The organism is Pseudomonas cichorii (genome assembly GCF_018343775.1).
GTDB lineage: Bacteria > Pseudomonadota > Gammaproteobacteria > Pseudomonadales > Pseudomonadaceae > Aquipseudomonas > Aquipseudomonas cichorii.
In genome coordinates, this window is sequence record NZ_CP074349.1 from 4,924,767 (window position 1) to 4,947,107 (window position 22,341).

Below are 22,341 nucleotides of genomic sequence, written 5' to 3' on the forward strand. Positions count from 1 at the left end.
CTAGAGGTTCCAGTTCCCGATATCGCCATCGGTGCCTTCCCCGCCCAGTGCTCCATCGGCCCCTAGCGAGTAGATATCGATGCGTCCATGTTCGCCGGGCGCACGATAGTGATACGGGTTGCCCCACGGGTCCGCCGGCAGGCGACGGATATAGCCGTCGGCTCGCCATGAGCGAGCCAGTGGCTCCACCGAGGGCGCGCTGGTCAAGGCCGCAAGACCTTGCTCGGTGCTGGGATAGCGCAGATTGTCGAGGCGATACATGTCCAGCGCCTGCTCAAGCGTGGACAGGTCGGCCAGGACTTTCTGCCGCATGGCCTTGTCCTGGTTGCCCAGGACGCTGGGGGCAACCACGGCGATCAACAGGCCGATGATGAAAATCACCACCATGATCTCCATCAGCGTGAAGCCACGCTGACGACGTGAGGCAGGCTTGGACATAAGACGGTTCTCCATGAGTCAGAAAGTGAGTCCCTGGTTGAGCTGCATGATCGGCAACAGCACGGCCAGGACGATGAACAGCACCACACCGCCCATCACCAGAATCATCAGGGGCTCGAACAAGGCCATGAGCATGTCAACATGACGGGTGAAGCTGCGCTCCTGGTTGTCCGCCACCCGTTCGAGCATGTCCGGCAAGGTCCCGCTGGCCTCGCCGCTGGCGACCATGTTGAGCAGCAGCGGCGGAAAATGACCTGCAGCGTTGAGAGCACGATGCAGGCTGACGCCGCCCTCGACCTGTTCACGAACGGTTTCCAGCGCCCGATGCACTTCGCGGTTGCTCACGGTGGCAGTGGCCACGTGCAGGGCTTCGAGCAGCGGCACGCCGCTGCCCACCAGAATCGCCAGACTGCGAGCCAGCCGTGCGCTTTCCAGCACGGTCAGCAACGGACCGACCTTGGGCAAACGCAGCAAACTGCGGTCCAGGCGCAATCGCCAATGGGCCTTGCGCAGCAGGAAACCCGCACCAATGGAGGCCAGCAGCCCCAGTACCAGCAACCACGGGCCGACATGCACCAGCCCTTCGCTGATGCCGATCAGCAATTGAGTAATCAGCGGCAGGCTCTGCCCGGTATGGCTGAATTGCTCGGTGAGCTTGGGGACCACGAAAGTCATCAGGCCAACGACCACGGCCAGAGAAACCAGCATCAGCACCGCCGGATAGATCATGGCGGTACGGGCCTTGTGGCGCTGACGCTGGACCTGCTCAAGGTGCTCGGCCAGACGCTCCAGCACCGGTGCCAGCTTGCCGGAACGCTCGCCCGCCTCCACCAGCGCGCAATACAGCCCCGTGAACAGGCCACCTTGTCGGCGCAGGCTTTGCGCCAGGCTGTGCCCTTCCCCGAGCGCACCGCGTACGGCCACCAACAGGTTGCGAATCGCAGGTTCGGCAAGTTGCCGTTCGAGTGTCGCCAGGGCATCCACCAACGCAATTCCGGCACTGAGCAGCGTCGCCAACTGGCGTGTCAGTTCACATAACTGGGTGTGATTGAGGCGCTGGCCGCGAGGGCTGCGCGAGGCTGAATCCTGAATCTGCAAGTCCCGGGCGAACAGTCCTTGTTCACGCAAAAGCTGCCGGGCGTGACGCTCGCTTTCTGCCTGAAGGCTGGCTTTGCGCGTACGGCCTGCCGGGTCGAGGGCCTGATAGCGATAAGTCGGCATCGGTCAGCCCCGCACGGCGCGCAAGACCTGCGCAAGACTGGTTTCGCCACGCCGCAGGCATTCGGTGGCCATGGCCACAAGACTCTGTCGCTTGTCGGCCAGATAATCATGCATCGCGACTTCGCTGGCCCCGTCGTACAGCAAGGCAATCAGGCCGGCGTCCAGCTCGATGAATTCATACAAGCCCATACGTCCGTCATAGCCGCTGCCCTGGCAAGAGTCGCAGCCTTGAGGGTGAAAGCTTTCGGTGAGCCCGGCCAGTTCCGGCCACAGCATCCGCTCGGCGTCCTGCAAGGGTTGCGCAACGGCGCAATGACACAAGCGGCGTACCAGTCGCTGGGCCAGCACGCCCTTGAGGGTCGAAGCGATGAGGAAGGGTTCGATGCCCATGTCACGCAGGCGGGTCACCGCGCCCACCGCGCTGTTGGTGTGCAGGGTAGAAAGCACCAGATGCCCGGTCAGACTGGCCTGCACAGCGATCTGCGCCGTTTCGCGGTCACGGATTTCGCCGAGCATGATGACGTCCGGGTCCTGACGCAGAATGGCCCGCAAGCCATTGGCAAAGGTCATGCCGGCCTTGGGATTGATCGCGGTCTGGCCGATGCCGGTAATGGCGTATTCGACCGGGTCTTCGACGGTAAGAATGTTGCAGGAACCATCGTTGAGGCTATTCAGGCTGGCGTAGAGCGTGGTGGTCTTGCCCGAGCCGGTCGGGCCGGTGCTGAGCACAATGCCGTTGGGACGTTGCAGACAGGCTCGCAGCCCCTGCTCCACTTCAAACGGCATGCCGAGGTTACCCAGGTCCAGCAGGCTCGCCTGCTTGTCCAGCACCCGCATCACCACGCGCTCACCGTGAATGCCTGGCAAGGTCGAGACGCGAATATCCACTTCACGCCCGGCAGAACGCAAGGTAATCCGGCCATCCTGAGGCTGGCGTTTTTCGGCGATATCCAGCCGGGCCATGACCTTGATCCGCGACACCAGCATCGTCGACAACGCACGCGGCGGACGCAGCACTTCACGCATGTGCCCGTCGATGCGCAGGCGAATCACCAGACTCGCTTCGAAGGTTTCCACATGAATGTCCGAGGCCCGCAAACGCAACGCTTCGCCGAACAGGCCGTTGATCAGGCGAATCACCGGCGCGTCGTTATCGTTCTCCAGCAGGTCTTCGATCTTGGGCAGTTCGCTCATCAGGCTGTCGAGGTCGACCTGCTCGCCAATCCCGTCGATCAGCGCAGCGGTGGCCGACTCGCCGGCCTGGTACAGTTCCCCGAGCCGGGCTTCATAATCCTGGGTCGAAAGGTGCTCCACCACGTTTGGCAAACCATGCACCCGCATCACTTCCTGCAAGGTGTCGGTGTCACTGCCGACGCGCAGCCATAGCAGCCAGCCCGCATCGGTCGGCACCCTGGCGACGCCGCTCTGGCGTGCTATGCGATAAGGCAGCAACGCGTTCACCATGCGCCCTGATCCAGACGTTCGCGGCTCGCCGGGAACAATTGCAGCAGCGGATCGCCCTCGCTTGCACCCGGCAGCGCCAACGAAGTGCTTGCCTTGAGGTTGCGGTATTTCTCGCTGCTGAGCTGAGCCAGCGTCTCACCGTCGCGCACGATGCGCGGGCGAATGAAGACCATCAGGTTCTGTTTGACCCGCTGGGTCGCATCGGAACGAAACAGTCGGCCCAGCACCGGAATGTCACCCAGCAACGGCACCCGTTGATCGCTGGTGGTGGACTCGTCACCGATCAGGCCGCCCAGCACCACAAGGCCGTTATCTTCGACCATGACCTTGGTCTTGATCTCGCGCTTGTTGGTGATGACATCGCTGGCGCTGGTGCTGTCGGCAATCGACGAAACTTCCTGCACGATATCAAGGCGCACAGTGTTGTCGATGTTGATCTGCGGCTTGATGCGCAGCTTCACACCCACTTCCTTGCGCTCGATGGTCTGGTAGGGGTTGGTGTTGTCCTGGGTCACCGAGCCGGTCACGAAAGGCACTTCCTGTCCCACCAGAATCGACGCTTCGGCGTTATCCAGCGTAAGCAAGGTCGGCGTCGACAAAAGGTTGAAACCGCTCTGGCTTTTCAGGGCATTGAGCAAGGCCAGAAAATTCAGCCCGCCACCGCTCAGGTTGCCGACCCCGGCTGTCACACCCTGAACCCCGGCCAGCAATTGCCCCAGGCCGGCCGTGTCCCCGGACTGTGCCAACGCGCCCACGCTGGTGACGCTCGGCGCATTATTGCCACTGAAATTGATTGCGCCGCCCCCGAAATTGTTGCCCTGAAACAGCCATTGCACGCCCAGTTCCTGAGCGCGGGTGTCCGAGACTTCGGCGATGATGGCCTCGACCACCACCTGAGCACGGCGGATATCCAGTTGCTCGACAATGCTGCGATAGGCCGTCAGTTCGCTGTCCGGCCCGACCATCACCACGGCATTGGTGCCTTCCTCGTATTCCATACGAATGCCCGAAGTGCTTACCGGCACGGATTTCTCGCTGCCCTGAGCGGAGGATGTCGGCGCTGCGATGTCCTGACTGAGGCCGCGCAGGACCTTGACCACTTCTGCCGCATTGGCATGGCGCAGGTAGATCACCACGGTGTTGGCGTTATGCAGCGGGTCGTAAGGCTTATCCAGTTGCTTGAGCAAGGCCCGCACACGGGCGCGGCTGTCGGTGCTCCCGCGCACCAGCAGGGCATTGCTGCGCGGGTCGGCCACCACTTGCGCGCTGTCGGCGCCCTGCTCGCGAGCCAGCAGGCGCGTGACCAGTTGCGCGGTGTCGTTGGCATTGGCATTTTTCAGCGGCAGCACTTCCAGGGGTTCCTGGCTGACCTGATCGAGCTGCACCAGGAGGCTGTCGATACGATCCAGGTTGCTGCGCCAGTCGGTAATCACCAACAGGTTGGCCGAAGGGTACGGCGTGATAACCCCCACTCGCGGGTCGATCAGCGGCTTGAGGATATTGAGCATCTGTTCGCTGGCAGCGTTGCGCACATTGAACACGCGGGTCGCCATGCCATCGTTGGCCTGCGCTGCATTGCGCCCCGACTCCACCGGCACGGGCTCCAGGCGAGCGGCCTGATCCGGGACAATCTTCACACTGCCGTTTGGCAGGTCAACCGCCGCGAAACCCTGGGCGCGCAATTGAGCCAGGAAAATATCGTAGATCTCTTCACTGCCCAGCATCTCGCTGCTGCGCACCGTGACCTTGCCCTTGACCCGTGGATCAATGATGAACGTGGTGTGGGTGATGCGCGAAACGCTGTCGATGAACTCGCTGAGTTCGGTATCGACAAAGTTGACCTCATACAGCGGCTCTTCTTCGGCACTCACACCGGTCAGGGTCAGAGCGCACAGCAGAAGGGCAAGACGCAGCGGTTGCTTGAGACGAATGAAGGTCATTGCTTATCCCTGTTGCTTGAAGCCGAAGAAGGGCCGTTGCGCAGGCCATGGCAAACGTTCGAGCTTGCCGTTGTTGTCGAACACCATGCCCAGCTCATCGATGTCCTGCAGAGAAACGCCGGGGGCCAGTTTCTGGCCGCGAGCAAGGGTGCGTTGGCGTTGCTCGAAACGCAGCACCACCACCGTGGCGCTCAGGGGAATGGCCTTGAAGCTGCCCAGGTATTCGATACCCAGCGTGGTCAGGGGCAATTCATTGCTGAGGACGGGACCGGCTCGCCAGTGACTGCTCAACAGACCGGCCACTGGAGCCGGGGCCACGCTACCGGTGACGGGTCGCGCCAGACCATGCCAGGCCTGTAACACACACTGTGCCGCCAGCCAGCCGACCAGCATCACCAGAAGCACATGGCTCGTCCAGACCAGACGAGTCATGCGGCAGACTCTCGTGGATGCCAGCCGGGATGACCTTGGACGTAACGCATTCCGGGCAATTGCAAAGGTGCGATGCGCCAGTCGGCAGGACGCTCACGCAGCCAGGCTTCAAGGTGCTGCCAAAGCGGCTGACCGGCCTGGGCGTCGAAACCCAGGCCAAAGGTGCGGCACTGCCCGGCGGGTTCGCCCACGCCATTGATCCGCTTGCCACCCGCGCTGTAAGTGACCTCCCATGACTGGCTCATCCAGCGCGGCAGGTCCTGGCTGTTGTCCAGCAGCAACATATCGCCAAACATTTGCTCGGCGACGTTTTCCAGCACTCTGGGGACCTGCTTCGCGGGCACATTCACCACCGGAGCCGGATAGCTGCCGGTCAGGCTGATCAGGTGTTCGCGGGTAATCATCTGCCCTTGCGCCAGCGGACTGTCGTAACGCAGGCCAGGCAGCAGCACGGAACTGTCAGGACGCTCGGCCAACGCCTCATGCAGCAAGCGGTCCCAACTGCCGCCGCGCACATCCCGACGCCATAGATTTTCCGGCGCACGGGCCAACGGTTCGTCAAGCCAGCCAGCGTGGGCGGCGCGCTGCTGTTGGGTGAGCTGTCGAATGCGCTGGGCCTGGACCTGATCAGCCGCAGTCAGGGTGCTTTCCAGCGCCGGTTGAAAGCGCGCCGTGAACTGCCATTGCCCAGCGGCCTGCTGACAACGAATACGAAAGGCTCCGCTGGCACGGGTCCCGCCCAATATCACAGGCACCCGCTTGCCTGAGGCTTGCATAATTTCTAGCGGCTGCGGCCAGAGATCCTGACCACGAGCGCACAACACCATGTCGATATGAGACAGACGTTCAGCAAGCCAGATCCCCGGCCCGGTGCCGACATCCGCCAGAGCGATCACCAGATCGGCATCGGCACGGGCACGCTCAAGTGCCGGTTGCAGGCTGTCGTGCCATTGTTTGAGGGACAGTTTCTGATCCCGTGCGTAGGGGTCGGTAATGCCGACGACCGCAATGCGAACTCCGCCGCGACGAAAGAACGCCACGGCTTCGGTGCCCAGGCGCTGGCCGGCATCCGCAGCCAGGTCTGCGCCCAGAACCGGATGTCCGAACTGGCGATACAGACCGGCACATTGTTGCGGCCAGAGCAGACGCTCATCGCTGCTGACCCGCACTTCAGTGCCCAGCAATGCGCTGCCTTGAACCCCGGACTTGCCCTGAGTCAGATAAGCCAGGCCACTGCCATTCCAGCATTGGCCGTTCTCCAGCGTAAGGCTGTTGCCATCACCCGCTTCGCTGCGAAAACGCTGCAGCAACGCGCCCAGCACCGGGTAACCACCGGTTTCGACGTGCTGGCTCAGGCTGGCGTCGAGCAGGCTGTTGATCTGGAGTTGATCGGGGACATGGACACGGGCATTGGCCCCCGTGATCCAGGGTGCCTGGCCGATACGGGTCGCAGGCCCCAGATGCGTGGCGGGAACCACCGGCTTGCCAGGCTGGCGAGCATCCAGGGTGTCGGCCACATACAGCAGATCGACGTAGCTGCCGCTGGCCACAGAACCTCTGTACTGAAGGCTTGAGCAGGCCGACAGCAACGGCGCCATGGCACCTGCCGTCATCCATCCCAACACATCGCGCCGTGCCATTGAAGCCATCGTTCTTATGTCCTGAGGCGAACCCTTCACAGGGGCGGCATATTGGCGATGGAAAATGACAGTTTGATGGCATTTTTTTAACCCGGACCTTCACGGCCCTCTCTGTAACAAAATGAAATAACTACGACGGCTTTCAGACGCTTTCTTAATAAAACTGCCAATGAATCATCACACTCGGCTTCTACAGTCCCGGTTCCTTTTCCAAACCTATTTCATAAAAAGGACCTGATGAATGAGTCGTAATACCGGCGATAACCAGAACCGCAACCTGAGTACCAACGAACCGCTGTCATCCGTGCTGGACACCTATCTGAGCCGTCGCAGCGTGGTACGTGGCGGGCTGGGTGCTGCCATTGCCATGATTGCGGGCGCCGGGCTGACCGGTTGCTTCGACAGTGGCAGCGATTCAAATGACGACCCGGCACCGACACCCGCGACACCTGCGGGCCTGAAACTGGGTTTCACCTCGATCCCCGGCTCGCGCACCGACGCCGTTACCGTGGCCGCCGGTTATACCGCTCATGTTCTCGCCCCATGGGGCACGCCGCTCAGCAATCTGGCCAACCCCTGGAAAAGCGACGGCAGCAACACCTCTACCGATCAGGCCAACGCCATGGGCATGCACCATGACGGCATGCATTACTTCCCTATCAACGGCAGCTCCACTGATGGCCTGCTGGCGATCAACTTTGAATACATCGACCAGAACGCCCTGCACCCGTCCGGCCCAACCCTGGTGGGCGGCGTTCGCCCGGCTGAAGAAGTGCGCAAGGAAATCAACGCCCATGGCGCTGGCGTCGTGCGCATCAGCAAGGTCGGCAGCCGCTGGCAGGTAGTGGAAAACGACCCGTTGAACCGCCGCTTCACCACGGCCTCGGTGATGAACCTGTCCGGCCCGCTCAAAGGCACCGATCACGTCAAGACCGTGTTCTCCACCGACGGCAGCCAGACTCGCGGCACCAACAACAACTGCGGTAACGGCTACACGCCATGGGGCACTTACCTGACCTGTGAAGAGAACTGGCCGGGGATTTTCGTCAACCGAGGCACCCGCCCAGCCGACCAGGTGCGTATCGGCATCGCCACCTCGAACGGCAACTATCGCTGGGAAACTGCCGCTGGCGATGCTTCCGAGGTCAACGGCGAATTCACCCGTTTCAACATCACCCCATCCGGTGCCACGGCCACGGACGATTACCGCAACGAAGCCAGCACCTATGGCTATATCGTTGAAATCGATCCGTACAGCGCAAGCACCCTGCCAGTGAAACGCACCGCACTCGGCCGCTTCCGTCACGAAGGCTGCTGGCCGGGCCTGACCACTCCCGGCAAGCCGGTGGTGTTCTACATGGGCGACGACTCGCAGAACGAATACCTCTACAAGTTCGTCTCCACCGCCTTGTGGGATGCGGCGGATGCCAACCCGAGCGATCGCCTGGCCACCGGCGCCAAGTACATGGACAGTGGCAAACTGTATGTCGCCCGCTTCAACGCTGACGGCAGTGGCAACTGGCTGTTGCTCGACGTAGCCACAGCGACGACCGATAGCAGCACCCTGGGTGCCAAGTTCACCGACCTGCCAGGCATCATCCTCAACACCCGTGGTGCTGCGGATGCCGTGGGCGCAACCCCGATGGACCGCCCGGAATGGACGGCCGTCAACCCGCTCAATGGCGACGTCTATCTGACCCTGACCAACAACACCAGCCGCACCACGGCGAACGCCGCCAACCCGCGGGTCAATAACAGACACGGGCACATCATCCGCTGGCATGATGCTGACGATCTGGTGTCGTTCACCTGGGACATCTTCGTCTTTGGAGCCAACGCTTCCGGCACAGCAGACATCAACCGCTCCGGCCTGACCGAACTTAACCAGTTCGCTAGCCCGGACGGCATGAGCTTCGATAGCCGTGGCGTGTTGTGGGTCCAGACCGACAACGGCGAATCCACCATTACCAGCTACACCAACGACCAGATGCTGGCGGTGATCCCGACCAATATGCTCGATGCACAAGGCAAGCAGATTCCGGTCAATGCCCAGAACCAGGGTGACCTGCGTCGTTTCTTCGTTGGCCCCAATGGCAGCGAAGTCACCGGCCTGGCCTTTACGCCGGACAACAAGACCATGTTCGTCAACATCCAGCATCCCGATAACTGGCCATCGACCGATGTGGCAACCGACGTGACCGTCGGCACCGTGCGACCACGCGCTTCAACGGTAGTGATCCAGCGGGCTGATGGTGGGGATCTGGCGGTGTAGTTGGGAAACGAGCGGCAGCGTCAAGTTAGAAGCTGCAAGTGCAAGTCTGGCTTGCAGCTTGCGGCTTGTAGCTAACGACCTACTTTTCGTTCACGAATCACCATGTCCTGGGCTGGCACACGGCTGTGCCATTTCACGATGCCCAGGGCTTCGGCGCGGTATTGGCTGTGAAACTTCTGGCCATCCAGTTCCACTTCGATCTGCACCAGGAAGTGATCGCCGTTGAGCTGCAAGCCTTCGCTCAATCGGGCGAAGGCTTCATCGTCCATGGCGCCCATGGCCTGGCGCAAGGCGCTAGCATCCAGATAACCTCCAGCCGGTCTGCCGCTGATCAGGCGGGTCAGTTGCGAGCGTTCGACTTTCCCCTCGTACAAAGCTTCCAGCAAAGGCAATTCATTGAGGTTGAGGGCATTGGCATTCAACCGCCAGCCCGTGGTTTCCGGTAAGGCGCACAGTTGTGGATAACGTTGTTCGCGCTGGCTGTCGGCGGGTAGCAGCAGGTTCAATTCGCTGATATCGACCATCGACTGATTGGCCGCCAGATGCGGTGGCGACGAGCGCAGGTATTCGTTGTTTTCGGCACCGTGCAGGCTGCTTTGATGATCGGCGTCGATCCAGTCGGTCAGGCTTTGGGCCAGACGTTCAGCCTGCATATCCGCACCCAACAGATAGACCAGTTGCTTTTGCGCACGCTCGGCCTCAGGCCCGATCAGGCTGTTGACGTTGAAGCAGCGATGCAAATCGAAAATCCGGATACTCGCCTTGCCACCCTTGAAGTCATAACTCAAAGGCTGTCCGCGCAAGGCCTGCCAGAACAAAGGGCTGGCGCGCCACACCGGGTCCTTGAGCGCCTGCCCGGCAAACGCCAGCGCCGCCTTTTCAATGGATCGCGCCTGCACTCGCTGCTGAAGCAAGCGCACGCTGTCCACCTCCTGCCGCCCCTGCTCAACCATCCAGGCCAGCCCGGCGGCCAGCATGGCGAGGGCAACCAGCACCATCAGCAGTGCCGCGCCTTGTTGTCGGTTTTTGGTCATCGTCCAACCTTGGGTTTCGTGGGCAGCCCTCTAGTCAACAGCGGCAATGTTTCAGGCCGGTGGCAGATTTATGAAAAGGTCTTGATCGCGATTTCCTACAAGCGCCTGTGAATTCCCCGCTCCCTGTTTAAGTACAAATGGCGCAGTCGCTTTATTCTGTCTGCCACCGCGTTATGGCAAGTGGCAAAAGCAATTGATGGCCAGCGAGTCAGGCAGCCACGTATTATTCCTCACCCGACCAATACCAGAACGTATCGCCCCATTTCGAGTCGCTGAAGCTCGGCATTATTTCGCCTTGCTGGAAGTGGCGTCTTGAGTTGGCTTGAGCCGGGGTGAACCAGTAGCCTGTTTTGCTGCAATGTTGTCCGGCATCAAGGCGGGCGACTTGAGGTCCATTGGCGGATTGAGAGCTTCTTGCGTACTCGACCAAATGCTTTGGATAAACCATGTGATTTATTTTGCTGTCGTCGATACCATATAAAAAAGCAATGGCTCCGGCCTCGAAAGCCCAATATCCGACGTAACTTCCTTCATCTCCATCCAAATGCGAATCGTGCCAAGGCGCTTGCTTGAATGCGGGATACCACTGCTTGCAATACGTATCAAGCAGGTGCGATGCCTCCTCTTTTTCATCGGCATATATAGCGTGAATCAAAGGCGTATAAACATCATGATACCACTCATCTATATCTTCACGCCCCGGCAAGAGCTTGCGGAGTAAATCTTCATAAAGAGTGTCTTCCCCATTATAGCCTGCATCATCCAATAGCTTGACAAATCTTTTTAGAAGATCCGTTCTGTGAAGCAATATGCAGAGACTGAAAACCTGAACGCACTCTTCAAATTGATGAGGCCAATCATCAATGGCAAGTGGAGAAATATTGTTAACTCCTTCAAGCGTTGAAAGCTTACTTTGACGTTCTTCATACTTTGACACAAGCTCTTCAAGCAAAGGTATTAGCGTAGAGATATCTACCCCTGCTGTGTAAGATATCAACAGCTTCTTTAGCGCCAGATCTTGAAAGTGGCTAGCCCTCAGTGACTCTTCTTGTTCGGGAGAATCAGACTCAAATTTGTTATGCTCAAAAAAGACCTTAGTCTCTTCTACATACTCAAAGAATTCTGCATACATATTATCACTAAGAAATTTCTGTCTCTTATTCATGTCTATTGCTCAATAGTCAGCGAAGTCGATTCTTTATATTTCAATGCAAGACGTCTTTTTCGCTTATTGACAAACTGCTTGACTTCATCGTCAGGATAGTGAAAGGCAGAATGATTAGCATGAGTTGCCTCATCACCATTATTTAGTCGAGCGTCTGCATGCTCTTTCGGGCTTTTTTTAGGATGATACAACGGAGCGTAAAACAAATGCCGACTGTACGATCCTAAAATCTGATAGACCATTTTCTTAGGGACTGCACTTTCAATATTAGCCCTAATCCACTCCTTGCTCATTTGAACAAGAATATCCTTTGGCTGCTTTGCCGGTTTGTCTTTTTTATCAGCCGCAGTTGGAGAGCTTTTTGAGCGAGAGAGTTTGCCTTTTTTCTTCCCGGCAGGCGCACCTTGGTCAAGGTCTAACGGCTCAAGTAACTCGCTTGGATCCGTAAGTCCCGAAACGCCCAGTGTTGACGCGACACTGGGCTTGCGGGTGTTATTGGGTTTTCGCATAAACTTCGGTCCGTCTTCATCGCGACTCGCTTTAGCCTCAACAATCGCGAATTTTTTTCCGTTGTTTGTAGCTGGATCGGCGCGCCAAACAGAATCGATACCGGTTCCATTCGCTCCATCTGTCAGCCTATATAGAACATGACGAGACTTAGGACTACCACCTTTTGAGAGCTTCCCCAACTTACTCGCACTCGGCACCCCCTCCAGCCACTTCCCATCAGCGCCCTTGTCATGCCCGTCCCAATCCTTGCCCCAACCGAACTCCACCGCGCAGATGTAGTCAGCAATATGTTCTCCACTGACTCCCAATCCTTCATTGCTAATGTCATAGAGTGAGCTGCGACCTAACGTTGTTTGATCACTTTTCTGCGACGCAGTACCGCTTGCCCCGTCTTTGCCTTGAATGGCCACGGTAGAATCTTTTGCCGCAGGCTTTTTACCCTGCGCGGGTTGACGGGTGCCTGATGCCATCCCAGAACTATTGCGCTGCCCCCCCTTCCACTTCACCAGCCGCTTTTCAACAATCCCCACCATCGCTGGCATGTTGTCGCGAGATGCCGCCAGGACGGTCACGACTGCGGTTTTTGCCCAGTTGGGCAGGCTCTGGAATGCCGAGGAGCCTTTTACGCCGGTGATGATGTCGTCGAGTTCGGTGCGCAGTTTGCCTGCATCGAAAACCTGTTTGAGCAGTTCTTCTGGGCTGGTTTTGATGCCGCACTCTTGCAGCACGAAGCGCAGCAGGTCGAACAGCACGGGGGCGTAGCGTTGTGGGTCTTTGTTGACGATTCGCAGGCTTTTCTTCAGGCCGTCGCCCGGCCCTGGAATCCAGCCGATGACCGCCATCAACAGATCGAATTGCGCGTCTTCCTTGCCGTCGGTTGTCTCTGCGTTGTAGAGGACGATGGAAGATTCGATGGTGTCGTAGGCATCGATGGCCTGTCCCAGAAACGGCACTGCGCCGAGTGCGATGCCTTTGGCCAGTTCAACGGCGGCTTCCTGATACGCGGCGCTACGGTCTTCGCCACCTTTGTTTGCGCCTGCGGCGACTTTCTGACTCATGCCAGCCTCCCTGCGGCTTTTTCCACCAATGCCTGTAAATCAACCTGATCCGGGTCCAGGCCGAGTTTGCGTAAATCTTCGTTCACCTTTTCATCCGTGCTCTGAACGACCGCTACGCTTTCGCGACTGAACGGTCGGGGATCTTCACCGTAATACACCTTGGCAGGGCCTTTGGGGACATCCTCCAGCCGGGCAAAACCATCGTCGTCCAGTACGCCTTCGCGGGTCGAGCCATCGGCAAACTCAACGCGATAGGAGGCGCCGGGCACGGGCTCAAGGTTGTCGTAATGCAGGTTCAGTTCCAGCCAGGTCGGGTTGGCCTTGGCAGTCCTCATCAAGTGACCGGCCCTGCCGGCAGCCGCAAGGCCTGGAACCAGCGGCGCAAGAATCCCGATCCCCGTCCCGGCCCCCGGCGCACCACCCGAGTTGGTCCTCACCTGCGCCCCGCTGATGGTCACGCCGCCAGCATCGATCTTGATAAAACTCCCGCCAGCCTTGGCGGTGAACTCCATGCCGCCTTCCAGCACCACCTTGTCGCCCGCGTAGTAGTGAATCTCCCTCCCGGCCTCAACAAACTGCGCCGTTCCGACTTTTACATGCTGGGTCGCGCCAACGGTCAGGTGGTCGTCGGCACGGGCTTCGGTCCTGCGGTCCAGATGGGTGATGCGGTGTTCTTCGGCCTTGAACTCGCTGAAAGTATTGGCTTCAACGGTGTCGTGCCGCTCGTTGCCCACGCGGATCTTCTGGTCGTGTTCGATGTTTTCATCCCAGTCGCGCTGGGCATGCAGGTAGATCTGTTCTGCACCTTTCTTGTCTTCGATGCGAAACTCGTTATAGCCCTGGCCGCCCGGCGAGCTGAGGGTCTTGAAGGTGCTGCGGGTCTTGTGGGCTGGCAGGTCGTAAGGAACGACATTTTCCTTGTGGAACAGGCAGCCGGTGATCAGCGGTTGGTCAGGGTCGTTTTCGAGAAAGGTGACCAGCACTTCCATGCCGACTCGCGGGATGGCAATGCCGCCATAAGCGCTGCCCGCCCAACCGGTGGCGACGCGCAGCCAGCAGGTGGTTTTATCATTACCCCGGCCCTCGCGGTCCCAGAAAAACTGCACCTTGACCCGACCGTATTCATCACAGTGAATCTCTTCGCCTTTTGGCCCGGTGACGATAGCGGTCTGGCTACCGATGGTCAGGGGTTTGAGGTGGGCCAATGGCGGGCGGTAATGGGCATCCCACGGGGTTGCGAGGAAGCGATTGCGGTAGCCCTGATGGAAGTCGTCCTTGTTGTCGGTGACGTCGCTGGTGATGTTTTCGCCCAGCACTTGCGGCTGTTTGCCTTCGTGGATGACCTCCAGCAACAGCCACAGGTCGTTCCATTCGGCTCGCGGGTGTTCGCTCAGGGTCATGAAATGGCCGGTGACCAGGGTTGGCTCGTCGCCTTGGCCTTCGGCAAGTTGGTAATCGCTGCGATGGCGTTCAAGGGCGCGGGTCGTCAGTTGCTTGCCCCGTCTGCGGTCGGTGAAACGGCCGGGGTAATCGTAGTCTTCAAGGTCAGGCAAGAAAGGGCTCTTGGCGGTGCTTTCAGGCAGGAGGCCCGGCTTTTCAAAGTCGTAATCGCGGCGGCTGACGCGAGTAGTGCGGGTTTCCAGTCGCAGGTTGAAACGCTTGATCACCGGTTTCTCGGCCGCCATGCCGGAATCCTGCTGATAGCTCACGGGGACGAGTTTGCGGAACACCGTCTGGTCGTCGCCAAACACCAGTTTGTGGCCACTGGCAGAGTGCTGAAAGTGGAAGTGAATACCTTCTTCTTCGCACAGACGCTGGATGAAATGCAGGTCCGATTCGTCGTACTGCACGCAGTAAACGCGCTCGGGGTAGGTCGCACCGAGTTGAAAACTGTAGGCATCGGCCAGAATGCCCCGTGCTTCCAGGACCTGAGCAATGATCTCTGGCACCGTCAGTTGCTGGAAAATCTGCTGGTCATGGTTGTGCCGCAAGTAGGCAAGTTGCGGCACCAGCGTGATGCTGTAGCGGGTCAGTGTCTTGCCTGAATCGCCCTGCTCGATGCCGTAGACCAGGCCATGGATGATGCCTTTGCCCGTGGCACCGAAGGTCAGGTGGGCGCGCGTGTGCAGTAGCTCCTTGAGATTCAGATTGGGACGGCTGCTGACCAGCTCGACGTCGAAACGGTAGGGCTGGTTAAGGGCTTCGCGACCGATGAAGCTGAGGACTTGCAGGTCTGTGGAAACGCCTTCGAGCGTGAGGGAGATATGGGTAGCATTTGCGTCCAGCATGCTTTGAATTTCATCCAATGAAATGACCGAGGGTCGAGATGTTGCTCGAATAAATGCGCTATCTCAGTGCAGAAATTACCATCACAAAAATTCAAGAATCCTTAGAACGCTTTCAGGCTCGAAAATTCCCCTTCCAGCTACCCAAATGCCACTAATTAGCTACCATTACCCCGCCATCACGGCACACCGACTCTTGTTGTCCCTTTGGGATCATGTGTAATCAGGGAGATTTATATGGCCAGACTGGAAGAGTCTTGTATCAAAGGCACGGCCCCGGCAATGAAACGCTACCATCTGCACGCCGCAGTTGCCGCATTGATAGCGGGATGTACGGCATTGCCCGCAATGGCCGAAGAGTCATCACGGCAGTTCATCAATCCGCCCGATCTGCAACAGCAGGCTCCGAGCCAGGCGGTTAGTGGCCAGACTACTTTGCTGATGCGTTCGGGCGTCGAAAAAGCTGCGACCAAGCCGCTTCCCGCGCCGACACCTCGCGCAGGCAAGGAACGGCAATTGGTGCTGAATATCGGCTATACCGTCAGTAGCATCTATAACCCGACAACCAAGAACGACGATGTGGTCAGACTGCGCAGCTACAAAGGCACGGACGTCGATCCGCGCAGGCCTTTTGTTGCCCCTACGATCAATGCCACGCCGGGCGATACCATTCGGGTCACGCTGAACAACAACCTGCCGAAAGACCCAAGCTGCACCGATCCCCATGCGACAACAGACAAACCTCACTGCTTCAATGGCACCAACCTGCACTCCCACGGCCTGTGGGTCAGCCCGACGGGTAACAGCGACAACGTCTTGCTGTCGATCAACCCCGGCGTCAGCTTCCAGTACGAATACAACATCCCCGAAGACCATCCGGCCGGGACTTTCTGGTATCACCCTCATCGTCACGGCTCTACCGCCCTGCAAGTGGGTAGCGGCATGGCGGGCGCTCTGGTGATCCATGGCGATCGCAAACCGACGCATGAAAGCAATGGCGATATCGATACCTTGCTCAAAGGCTCTGATGGCAAGCCATTCACCGAACGCTTGCTGGTCCTGCAACAGATTCCCTATGCCTGCACGGACGATGGCGGCAAGACCTACAACTGGAATTGCGCGAAAGGTCAGATAGGGGTCGTGGAAAGTTATGAGGACCAGTTTGGTCCCAGCGACTGGCAGAACTCGGGGCGTTACACCACGATCAACGGCCAGGTCCAACCGATCTTTTTCGCAAACAGCGGCACTATCGAACGCTGGAGGCTGGTACATGCGGGCATTCGCGACACCATCGTGCCGCAATTTCGCAAAATGGCCGAAACAGGACGCCAGCGTAGCCAGGACGGGATCAGCGCCGCCGACTCTGAAAGCTTCATCGCCAACCAGTGCTTCGGGGAGCCGGTGCCGTTCCAGGTCATCGCTTCAGACGGCCTGACCATGGACAAGGCTCAGCAACTCAGCCAGGTCACCTTGCAGCCAGGTTATCGCAATGACCTGCTGGTGATGTTTCCGGAACCTGGTCGCTATTGCGTAGTAGACAAGCCTGAAACCGAATCAGGAAGCGTCAACCAGACCACTGGCAGCACGCAACTGCTCGGTTTCGTTGAAGTCGGCGCTGGCCCTAAAATCAAAGACATCAAGGCCGCAGTCACCACCGAACTGGTCGCGGCTGCCAAGCGCAACATGCCAGCGGAGGTTCAGAGGCTGGTGGTCAGCGACCTTCAGAAGGACCTCAAACTGACCAAGTTCATTCCACATGCAAGCATCTCCGATGAGGAACTGAAGAAGAGCGGCAATCTTGAGCAGAACCTGGTGTTCATGCTCAACGCTACCGATCCGAACAACGTCAAGTTTGCTGTCGGCACCACCGCAGCGAACGCAGAGCCCTACAAGCCCGATGTCATCAATCGTCAGCTGACACTGGGGACAGCGGAAACCTGGACCCTGCAATCGGCTTACGTCAGCCATCCGTTCCATATCCACGTCAACCCGTTCCAGATCGAGAAGATCATCGGCCCGGATGGCACTGACCTCAGTGAGCCGGGAGCTGTGGATAAAACCGACAACAACGATGCTCAGTATGCAGGCCTCAAAGGCGTCTGGAAGGACACGCTGTTTGTCAAAGGCCCTACCGGAAAGACACCGGGCTTTGATCCGGTGACGAACACCAAAGGCCTCTACAAGATCTACGTCCGCACTCGCTACCAACGCTACATCGGTGAGTTCGTGTTGCACTGCCACATCCTCGATCATGAAGATCAGGGCATGATGCAGAACGTCAACATCAGCATTCCGGATGGCAATGGCGGCAATCTGGGCAGCAGCAGTCATCATTGATGGTTTTCAGCTGAAAAGAGCGGCTCACACTGAGCCGCTTTTTTATCTCTCGAAAAGCCATAAAAAAAGGCCGCCCGAAGGCAGCCTTTAAAGAACAAAAGGAAAGAGAGTAAAGCTTGCTTACACGGCCGCGACAGGACGCATGTAAGAAATAGGTGCCGTACTGGCATCCTCGAAGGTCACGACTTCCCAGGCGTCCGGCTGCTCGATCAACGTGCGCAGCAGACGATTGTTCAGTGCATGCCCCGACTTGAAGCCTCGGAACTCACCAATCAGGCTATTGCCCAGCAGGTAGAGGTCGCCGATGGCATCCAGGATTTTATGTTTGACGAATTCGTCCTCGTAACGCAGGCCGTCTTCGTTCAAGACGCCTTCCTTGTCGACCACGATGGCGTTTTCCACGCTGCCGCCGAGTGCGAGGTTGTGCTTGCGCAGGTACTCGATATCACTCATGAACCCGAAGGTCCGTGCACGGCTGACTTCCTTCACGAAGGAAGTACTGGAAAAGTCCACGCTTGCACTCTGGGTGCGGTCACGGAAGACAGGGTGATCGAAATCGATCTCGAAACTGACCTTGAACCCTTCGAAAGGCACGAAAGTAGCGCGTTTACCGCCCTCTTCCACTGTCACCTCACGCAGGATACGGATGAACTGCTTCGGCTCGTCCTGTTCCTCTAGACCAGCCGATTGAATCAGGAATACGAAAGGGCCTGCGCTGCCGTCCATGATTGGAACTTCGGAGGCAGAGAGCTCGACGTAGGCGTTATCGATGCCAAGGCCAGCCATGGCCGAAAGCAAATGTTCTACCGTGTCTACCTTGACGTCACCGCTGACCAGAGTGGTCGACAGTGTGGTGTCTCCGACATTTTCCGCTCGTGCAGGAATATGCACGACAGGATCCAGGTCGGCTCGGCAAAACACGATGCCGGTATTCACAGGCGCAGGCTTGAGGGTCAGGTAAACCTTTTCCCCGGAATGCAAGCCAACACCTGTGGCACGGATAATATTTTTCAGGGTGCGTTGTTTAATCATGGCATGGCCGCTTCAGCGCAAGTTGCGAACTGGTATCAACAAAGGCTGGCGATGATAGCAGACCATGCCTTTGCTGAACACCAATCACCCTAATACCCCTGATACATTTCATCAATCGGCCTGACGACGCAGGAAAGCCGGGATGTCCAGGTAGTCAAGGTCATCGTTAGGGTTCATCTTGGCCGCTGCAGTGGCGCTTGCATGAGCCTGGTTACGCATTACGGTCGGACGGTCCAGATCACGGTAGTTAACCGATGGAGCTTCCTGACGAGCTGCTGCCGGTTGAGCAGCGGCCTGCTGGACGGTTTGCAGGGTGTTGTCGATAACCTTCACAGGCTTCTCGATTTTCGCACCCAGACCAGTGGCAACCACAGTCACGTGCAACTCGTCACGCATGTCCGGATCGATAACAGTACCGACCTTGACCATTGCGTGCTCGGAAGCGAACGCTTCGATGATGCTACCCACGTCGGAGTACTCACCCAGAGACAGGTCAGGACCGGCGGTGATGTTGACCAGGATGCCACGCGCACCTTGCAGGTTGACGTCTTCGAGCAACGGGTTGCGAATGGCCGCTTCGGTCGCTTCACGCGCACGATTCGGACCGCTGGCGCAGCCGGTACCCATCATTGCCATACCCATTTCGCTCATCACGGTACGGACGTCGGCGAAGTCGACGTTGATCATGCCCGGACGTTTGATGATGTCGGAGATACCGCGAACGGCACCGGCCAGAACATCGTCAGCCTTGGCGAAAGCCGACAGCAGGCTGGCGTCTTTACCCAGGATGGTCAGCAGCTTCTCGTTGGGGATAGTAATCAACGAGTCGACGCTTTCAGACAGCATACGGATGCCTTCATCGGCGATCTGCATGCGCTTGCGGCCTTCAAACGGGAACGGACGAGTCACGACCGCAACAGTGAGAATGCCCAGTTCCTTTGCCACTTCGGCAATGATCGGAGCTGCACCGGTACCGGTACCGCCGCCCATGCCAGTGGTGATGAAGACCATGTTGGTGCCTTGCAGGACTTCTGCAATGCGCTCACGGTCTTCCAGTGCCGCCTGACGACCGACTTCAGGGTTGGCGCCAGCGCCAAGACCTTTGGTTACGCCAGTACCCAATTGCAGGATGGTGCGTGCACCGATGTTTTTCAGTGCCTGAGCATCAGTGTTGGCGCAGATGAATTCCACGCCTTCGATGTTGCTCTTGACCATGTGATTGACAGCGTTGCCACCACCACCACCCACACCGATAACCTTGATTACCGGGCTCTGCGGGACGTTGTCTACGAGTTCGAACATTTTCCCTCTCCTTCAGTTCTCTAGTTTTGTTTCTGCCTACTACCTGCCGCTACCACTTTTGAAGCCTTGAAACTCAGAAATTGCCCTGGAACCAGCGCTTGACGCGCTCAAGCACTGGGGCCTTGGGTTCGTCGCCGTAACTGCTGCTGTTGCCCAGACCGGACAGCGAGATGCCATCCGACTGTTTTTGCAGCCCGTACAACAACAGGCCTACGCCTGTGGAGTAGATCGGGTTGCGCACAACATCAGCGAGCCCTTTGACGCTATGCGGCACGCCGAGGCGTACCGGCATGTGGAAGATTTCTTCGGCCAGTTCGACCGCACCTTCCATTTTCGAGGTACCACCGGTCAGCACGATGCCTGCCGGGATAAGATCTTCATAACCGCTGCGGCGCAGTTCGGCCTGGATCAGGGTGAACAGCTCGTCGTAACGAGGTTCGACCACTTCAGCCAGGGCCTGACGCGACAGCTCGCGAGGTGGACGGTCGCCCACGCTCGGGACCTTGATGGTTTCACCGGCACCGGCCAGTTTGGCCAGGGCGCAGGCGTAGCGAATCTTGATTTCTTCGGCATACTGGGTCGGTGTACGCAGCGCCATGGCGATGTCGTTGGTGACCTGATCGCCGGCAATCGGGATCACGGCGGTGTGACGAATGGCGCCTTCGGTAAAGATCGCGATATCCGTGGTGCCACCACCGATGTCCACCAGGCACACGCCCAGCTCTTTCTCGTCATCGGTCAATACCGAATAGGCCGAAGCCAGTTGCTCGAGAATGATGTCGTCGACTTCCAGGCCACAGCGGCGCACGCACTTCTCGATGTTCTGGGCGGCGTTCACTGCGCAGGTCACCACATGCACCTTGGCTTCCAGGCGCACGCCGGACATGCCCAGCGGCTCGCGCACGCCTTCCTGGTTATCGATCACGTAATCCTGAGGCAAGGTGTGCAGAACGCGCTGGTCGGCAGGAATGGCAACAGCCTGTGCGGCATCGAGCACACGCTCCAGATCCGCAGAACTGACTTCGCGATCACGAATAGCCACGATGCCGTGGGAGTTCAGACTGCGAATATGGTTGCCCGCCACGCCGACGAACGCCGAGTGGATACGGCAGCCCGCCATCAGTTGCGCTTCTTCGACGGCGCGCTGAATCGATTGCACGGTCGATTCGATATTCACCACCACGCCCTTTTTCAGGCCACGGGATGGATGGGTACCGATACCCACGATTTCCAGCGAGCCATCGGCCGCGACTTCGCCTACCAGTGCCACCACCTTGGAGGTACCGATATCCAGCCCGACGATCATTTTGCCGCTTTGCACATTTGCCATGGTCCAGCCTCTTATCAATTCTTCGCGACAGCGGGCTTGTCCGCTGTGGGCGCTACCTGTTCACGCCAACCAACCGCAAGGCCGTTGGAGTAACGCAGGTCGATGCGCGCAATATTCGTGATTTGTTCTTTAAGCGTTTTTTCGTAAATCGCGATGAAGCGGCGCATTTTTTCCACAAGATGATCGCGTCCCAGCAACAACTCGATACCCGGACCGGCATTGCCGGCACCGGTGGTCAGGAACCAACTGCCACGCTCACGTAACTCCAGGCGTGCGATGGAGAACCCCATGGGGCGCAACATCTGACTCAACACCTGGTACTGCTGCATCACCTGTTGCTGAGCCCGCTGCGGGCCGAACAACTGGGGAAGGTGTTCATAGTTGGACAGTTCACGCGGCGTGAAAGCCTGTCCCTGGTTGTTCAACAGCGCTTCGTCTCCCCAACGGGCGACGGGCAGTTGCTCTTCCAGTCGAACCACGACCTGATCCGGCCATACGCGCCGTACTTCGGCATGGGCGATCCAGGGCATCTGCTCCAGTTCGGTACGCATACCGGCCAGATCGATGGTGAAGAAGCTCGCCGCCACATAAGGCGCGATTCGTTGCTGCACCGCCTGCTGACTGATGTAGCTCAGGTCACCCTGCACGTTGATGCGGGTGATCGGACGGTCTACATACGGCAACAGACGCTGCGCACCTTCGTACGTACCGAAACCCAGAACCACCAGCAGCACCGGCCAGAACAGTCCTTTCAGGAAACCGAAGCCCGGCTTGGGCAGTCGCGCCGACAATGGCTCCTTGGCCACCATCCGACTGGCGCCACGCGGCACTGGCTTGCGGCCAGGAGCAGGTGGCTGATGACGTGCCGACGCGCCGTACAT

The 22,341-nt window shown here is 58.6% G+C and carries 16 protein-coding genes; 2 read left to right on the top strand and 14 right to left on the bottom strand.

Annotated elements, in window-relative coordinates; all coding sequences use genetic code 11:
* Genes gspG through KGD89_RS20945 form a run of 6 tightly spaced genes read right to left on the bottom strand, consistent with a single transcriptional unit; the run spans position 1 to position 7,144 of the window.
* Complete coding sequence (gene gspG, locus KGD89_RS20920; protein ID WP_025261715.1) at positions 1-438, bottom strand: type II secretion system major pseudopilin GspG; 438 nt, start codon at positions 436-438, stop codon at positions 1-3.
* Between the two features lie 18 nt (positions 439-456).
* Positions 457-1,659 (bottom strand): type II secretion system inner membrane protein GspF, encoded by a 1,203-nt coding sequence (gene gspF / locus KGD89_RS20925; RefSeq protein WP_025261716.1) that lies wholly within the window; start codon positions 1,657-1,659, stop codon positions 457-459.
* 3 nt (positions 1,660-1,662) lie between these two features.
* Positions 1,663-3,111 carry a GspE/PulE family protein gene (locus KGD89_RS20930; RefSeq protein ID WP_025261717.1) on the bottom strand — a complete coding sequence of 483 codons (1,449 nt, stop codon included), beginning with the start codon at positions 3,109-3,111 and terminating at the stop codon, positions 1,663-1,665.
* Positions 3,112-3,116: 5 nt separating this feature from the next.
* On the bottom strand, positions 3,117-5,063 hold the full coding sequence (gene gspD, locus KGD89_RS20935; protein WP_025261718.1) for a type II secretion system secretin GspD: 1,947 nt from the start codon (positions 5,061-5,063) through the stop codon (positions 3,117-3,119).
* Between the two features lie 3 nt (positions 5,064-5,066).
* Positions 5,067-5,495 (bottom strand): hypothetical protein, encoded by a 429-nt coding sequence (locus KGD89_RS20940; protein WP_025261719.1) that lies wholly within the window; start codon positions 5,493-5,495, stop codon positions 5,067-5,069.
* Positions 5,492-7,144 (bottom strand): bifunctional UDP-sugar hydrolase/5'-nucleotidase, encoded by a 1,653-nt coding sequence (locus KGD89_RS20945; protein ID WP_025261720.1) that lies wholly within the window; start codon positions 7,142-7,144, stop codon positions 5,492-5,494. Before KGD89_RS20945 ends, KGD89_RS20940 begins: the two co-directional genes overlap by 4 nt.
* 232 nt (positions 7,145-7,376) lie before the next feature.
* Between KGD89_RS20945 and KGD89_RS20950 the strand changes: the two genes are divergently transcribed.
* A complete protein-coding gene (locus KGD89_RS20950) occupies positions 7,377-9,407 on the top strand; it encodes a PhoX family protein (protein WP_025261721.1) in 2,031 nt (676 codons plus the stop codon).
* Positions 9,408-9,478: 71 nt separating this feature from the next.
* On the opposite strand, the gene gspK is transcribed toward KGD89_RS20950, so the two are convergent.
* The 4 genes from gspK to tssI all read right to left on the bottom strand — a co-directional run bounded on the left by gspK (position 9,479) and on the right by tssI (position 15,462).
* Positions 9,479-10,441, bottom strand: a complete 963-nt coding sequence (gene gspK, locus KGD89_RS20955; protein ID WP_025261722.1) for a type II secretion system minor pseudopilin GspK — start codon at positions 10,439-10,441, stop codon at positions 9,479-9,481.
* 223 nt (positions 10,442-10,664) lie between these two features.
* Positions 10,665-11,606 (bottom strand): PoNe immunity protein domain-containing protein, encoded by a 942-nt coding sequence (locus KGD89_RS20960; RefSeq protein ID WP_025261723.1) that lies wholly within the window; start codon positions 11,604-11,606, stop codon positions 10,665-10,667.
* 2 nt (positions 11,607-11,608) lie between these two features.
* Positions 11,609-13,174, bottom strand: a complete 1,566-nt coding sequence (locus KGD89_RS20965) for a hypothetical protein (RefSeq protein ID WP_025261724.1) — start codon at positions 13,172-13,174, stop codon at positions 11,609-11,611.
* Positions 13,171-15,462, bottom strand: coding sequence for a type VI secretion system Vgr family protein (gene tssI / locus KGD89_RS20970; RefSeq protein ID WP_025261725.1), 2,292 nt, complete (start codon positions 15,460-15,462; stop codon positions 13,171-13,173). The genes KGD89_RS20965 and tssI overlap by 4 nt, the downstream gene beginning before the upstream one ends.
* 234 nt (positions 15,463-15,696) lie before the next feature.
* Between tssI and KGD89_RS20975 the strand changes: the two genes are divergently transcribed.
* On the top strand, positions 15,697-17,796 hold the full coding sequence (locus tag KGD89_RS20975; protein WP_236249452.1) for a multicopper oxidase family protein: 2,100 nt from the start codon (positions 15,697-15,699) through the stop codon (positions 17,794-17,796).
* A gap of 120 nt (positions 17,797-17,916) precedes the next feature.
* Here KGD89_RS20975 and lpxC read toward each other — a convergent pair whose 3' ends face one another.
* The 4 genes from lpxC to KGD89_RS20995 all read right to left on the bottom strand — a co-directional run bounded on the left by lpxC (position 17,917) and on the right by KGD89_RS20995 (position 22,341).
* Positions 17,917-18,828, bottom strand: coding sequence for a UDP-3-O-acyl-N-acetylglucosamine deacetylase (gene lpxC, locus KGD89_RS20980; protein ID WP_025261727.1), 912 nt, complete (start codon positions 18,826-18,828; stop codon positions 17,917-17,919).
* Between the two features lie 111 nt (positions 18,829-18,939).
* Positions 18,940-20,130, bottom strand: coding sequence for a cell division protein FtsZ (ftsZ, locus tag KGD89_RS20985; RefSeq protein ID WP_025261728.1), 1,191 nt, complete (start codon positions 20,128-20,130; stop codon positions 18,940-18,942).
* A 73-nt stretch (positions 20,131-20,203) separates the two neighbouring features.
* A complete protein-coding gene (gene ftsA, locus KGD89_RS20990) occupies positions 20,204-21,460 on the bottom strand; it encodes a cell division protein FtsA (protein ID WP_025261729.1) in 1,257 nt (418 codons plus the stop codon).
* 14 nt (positions 21,461-21,474) lie between these two features.
* Positions 21,475-22,341, bottom strand: coding sequence for a cell division protein FtsQ/DivIB (locus tag KGD89_RS20995; protein WP_025261730.1), 867 nt, complete (start codon positions 22,339-22,341; stop codon positions 21,475-21,477).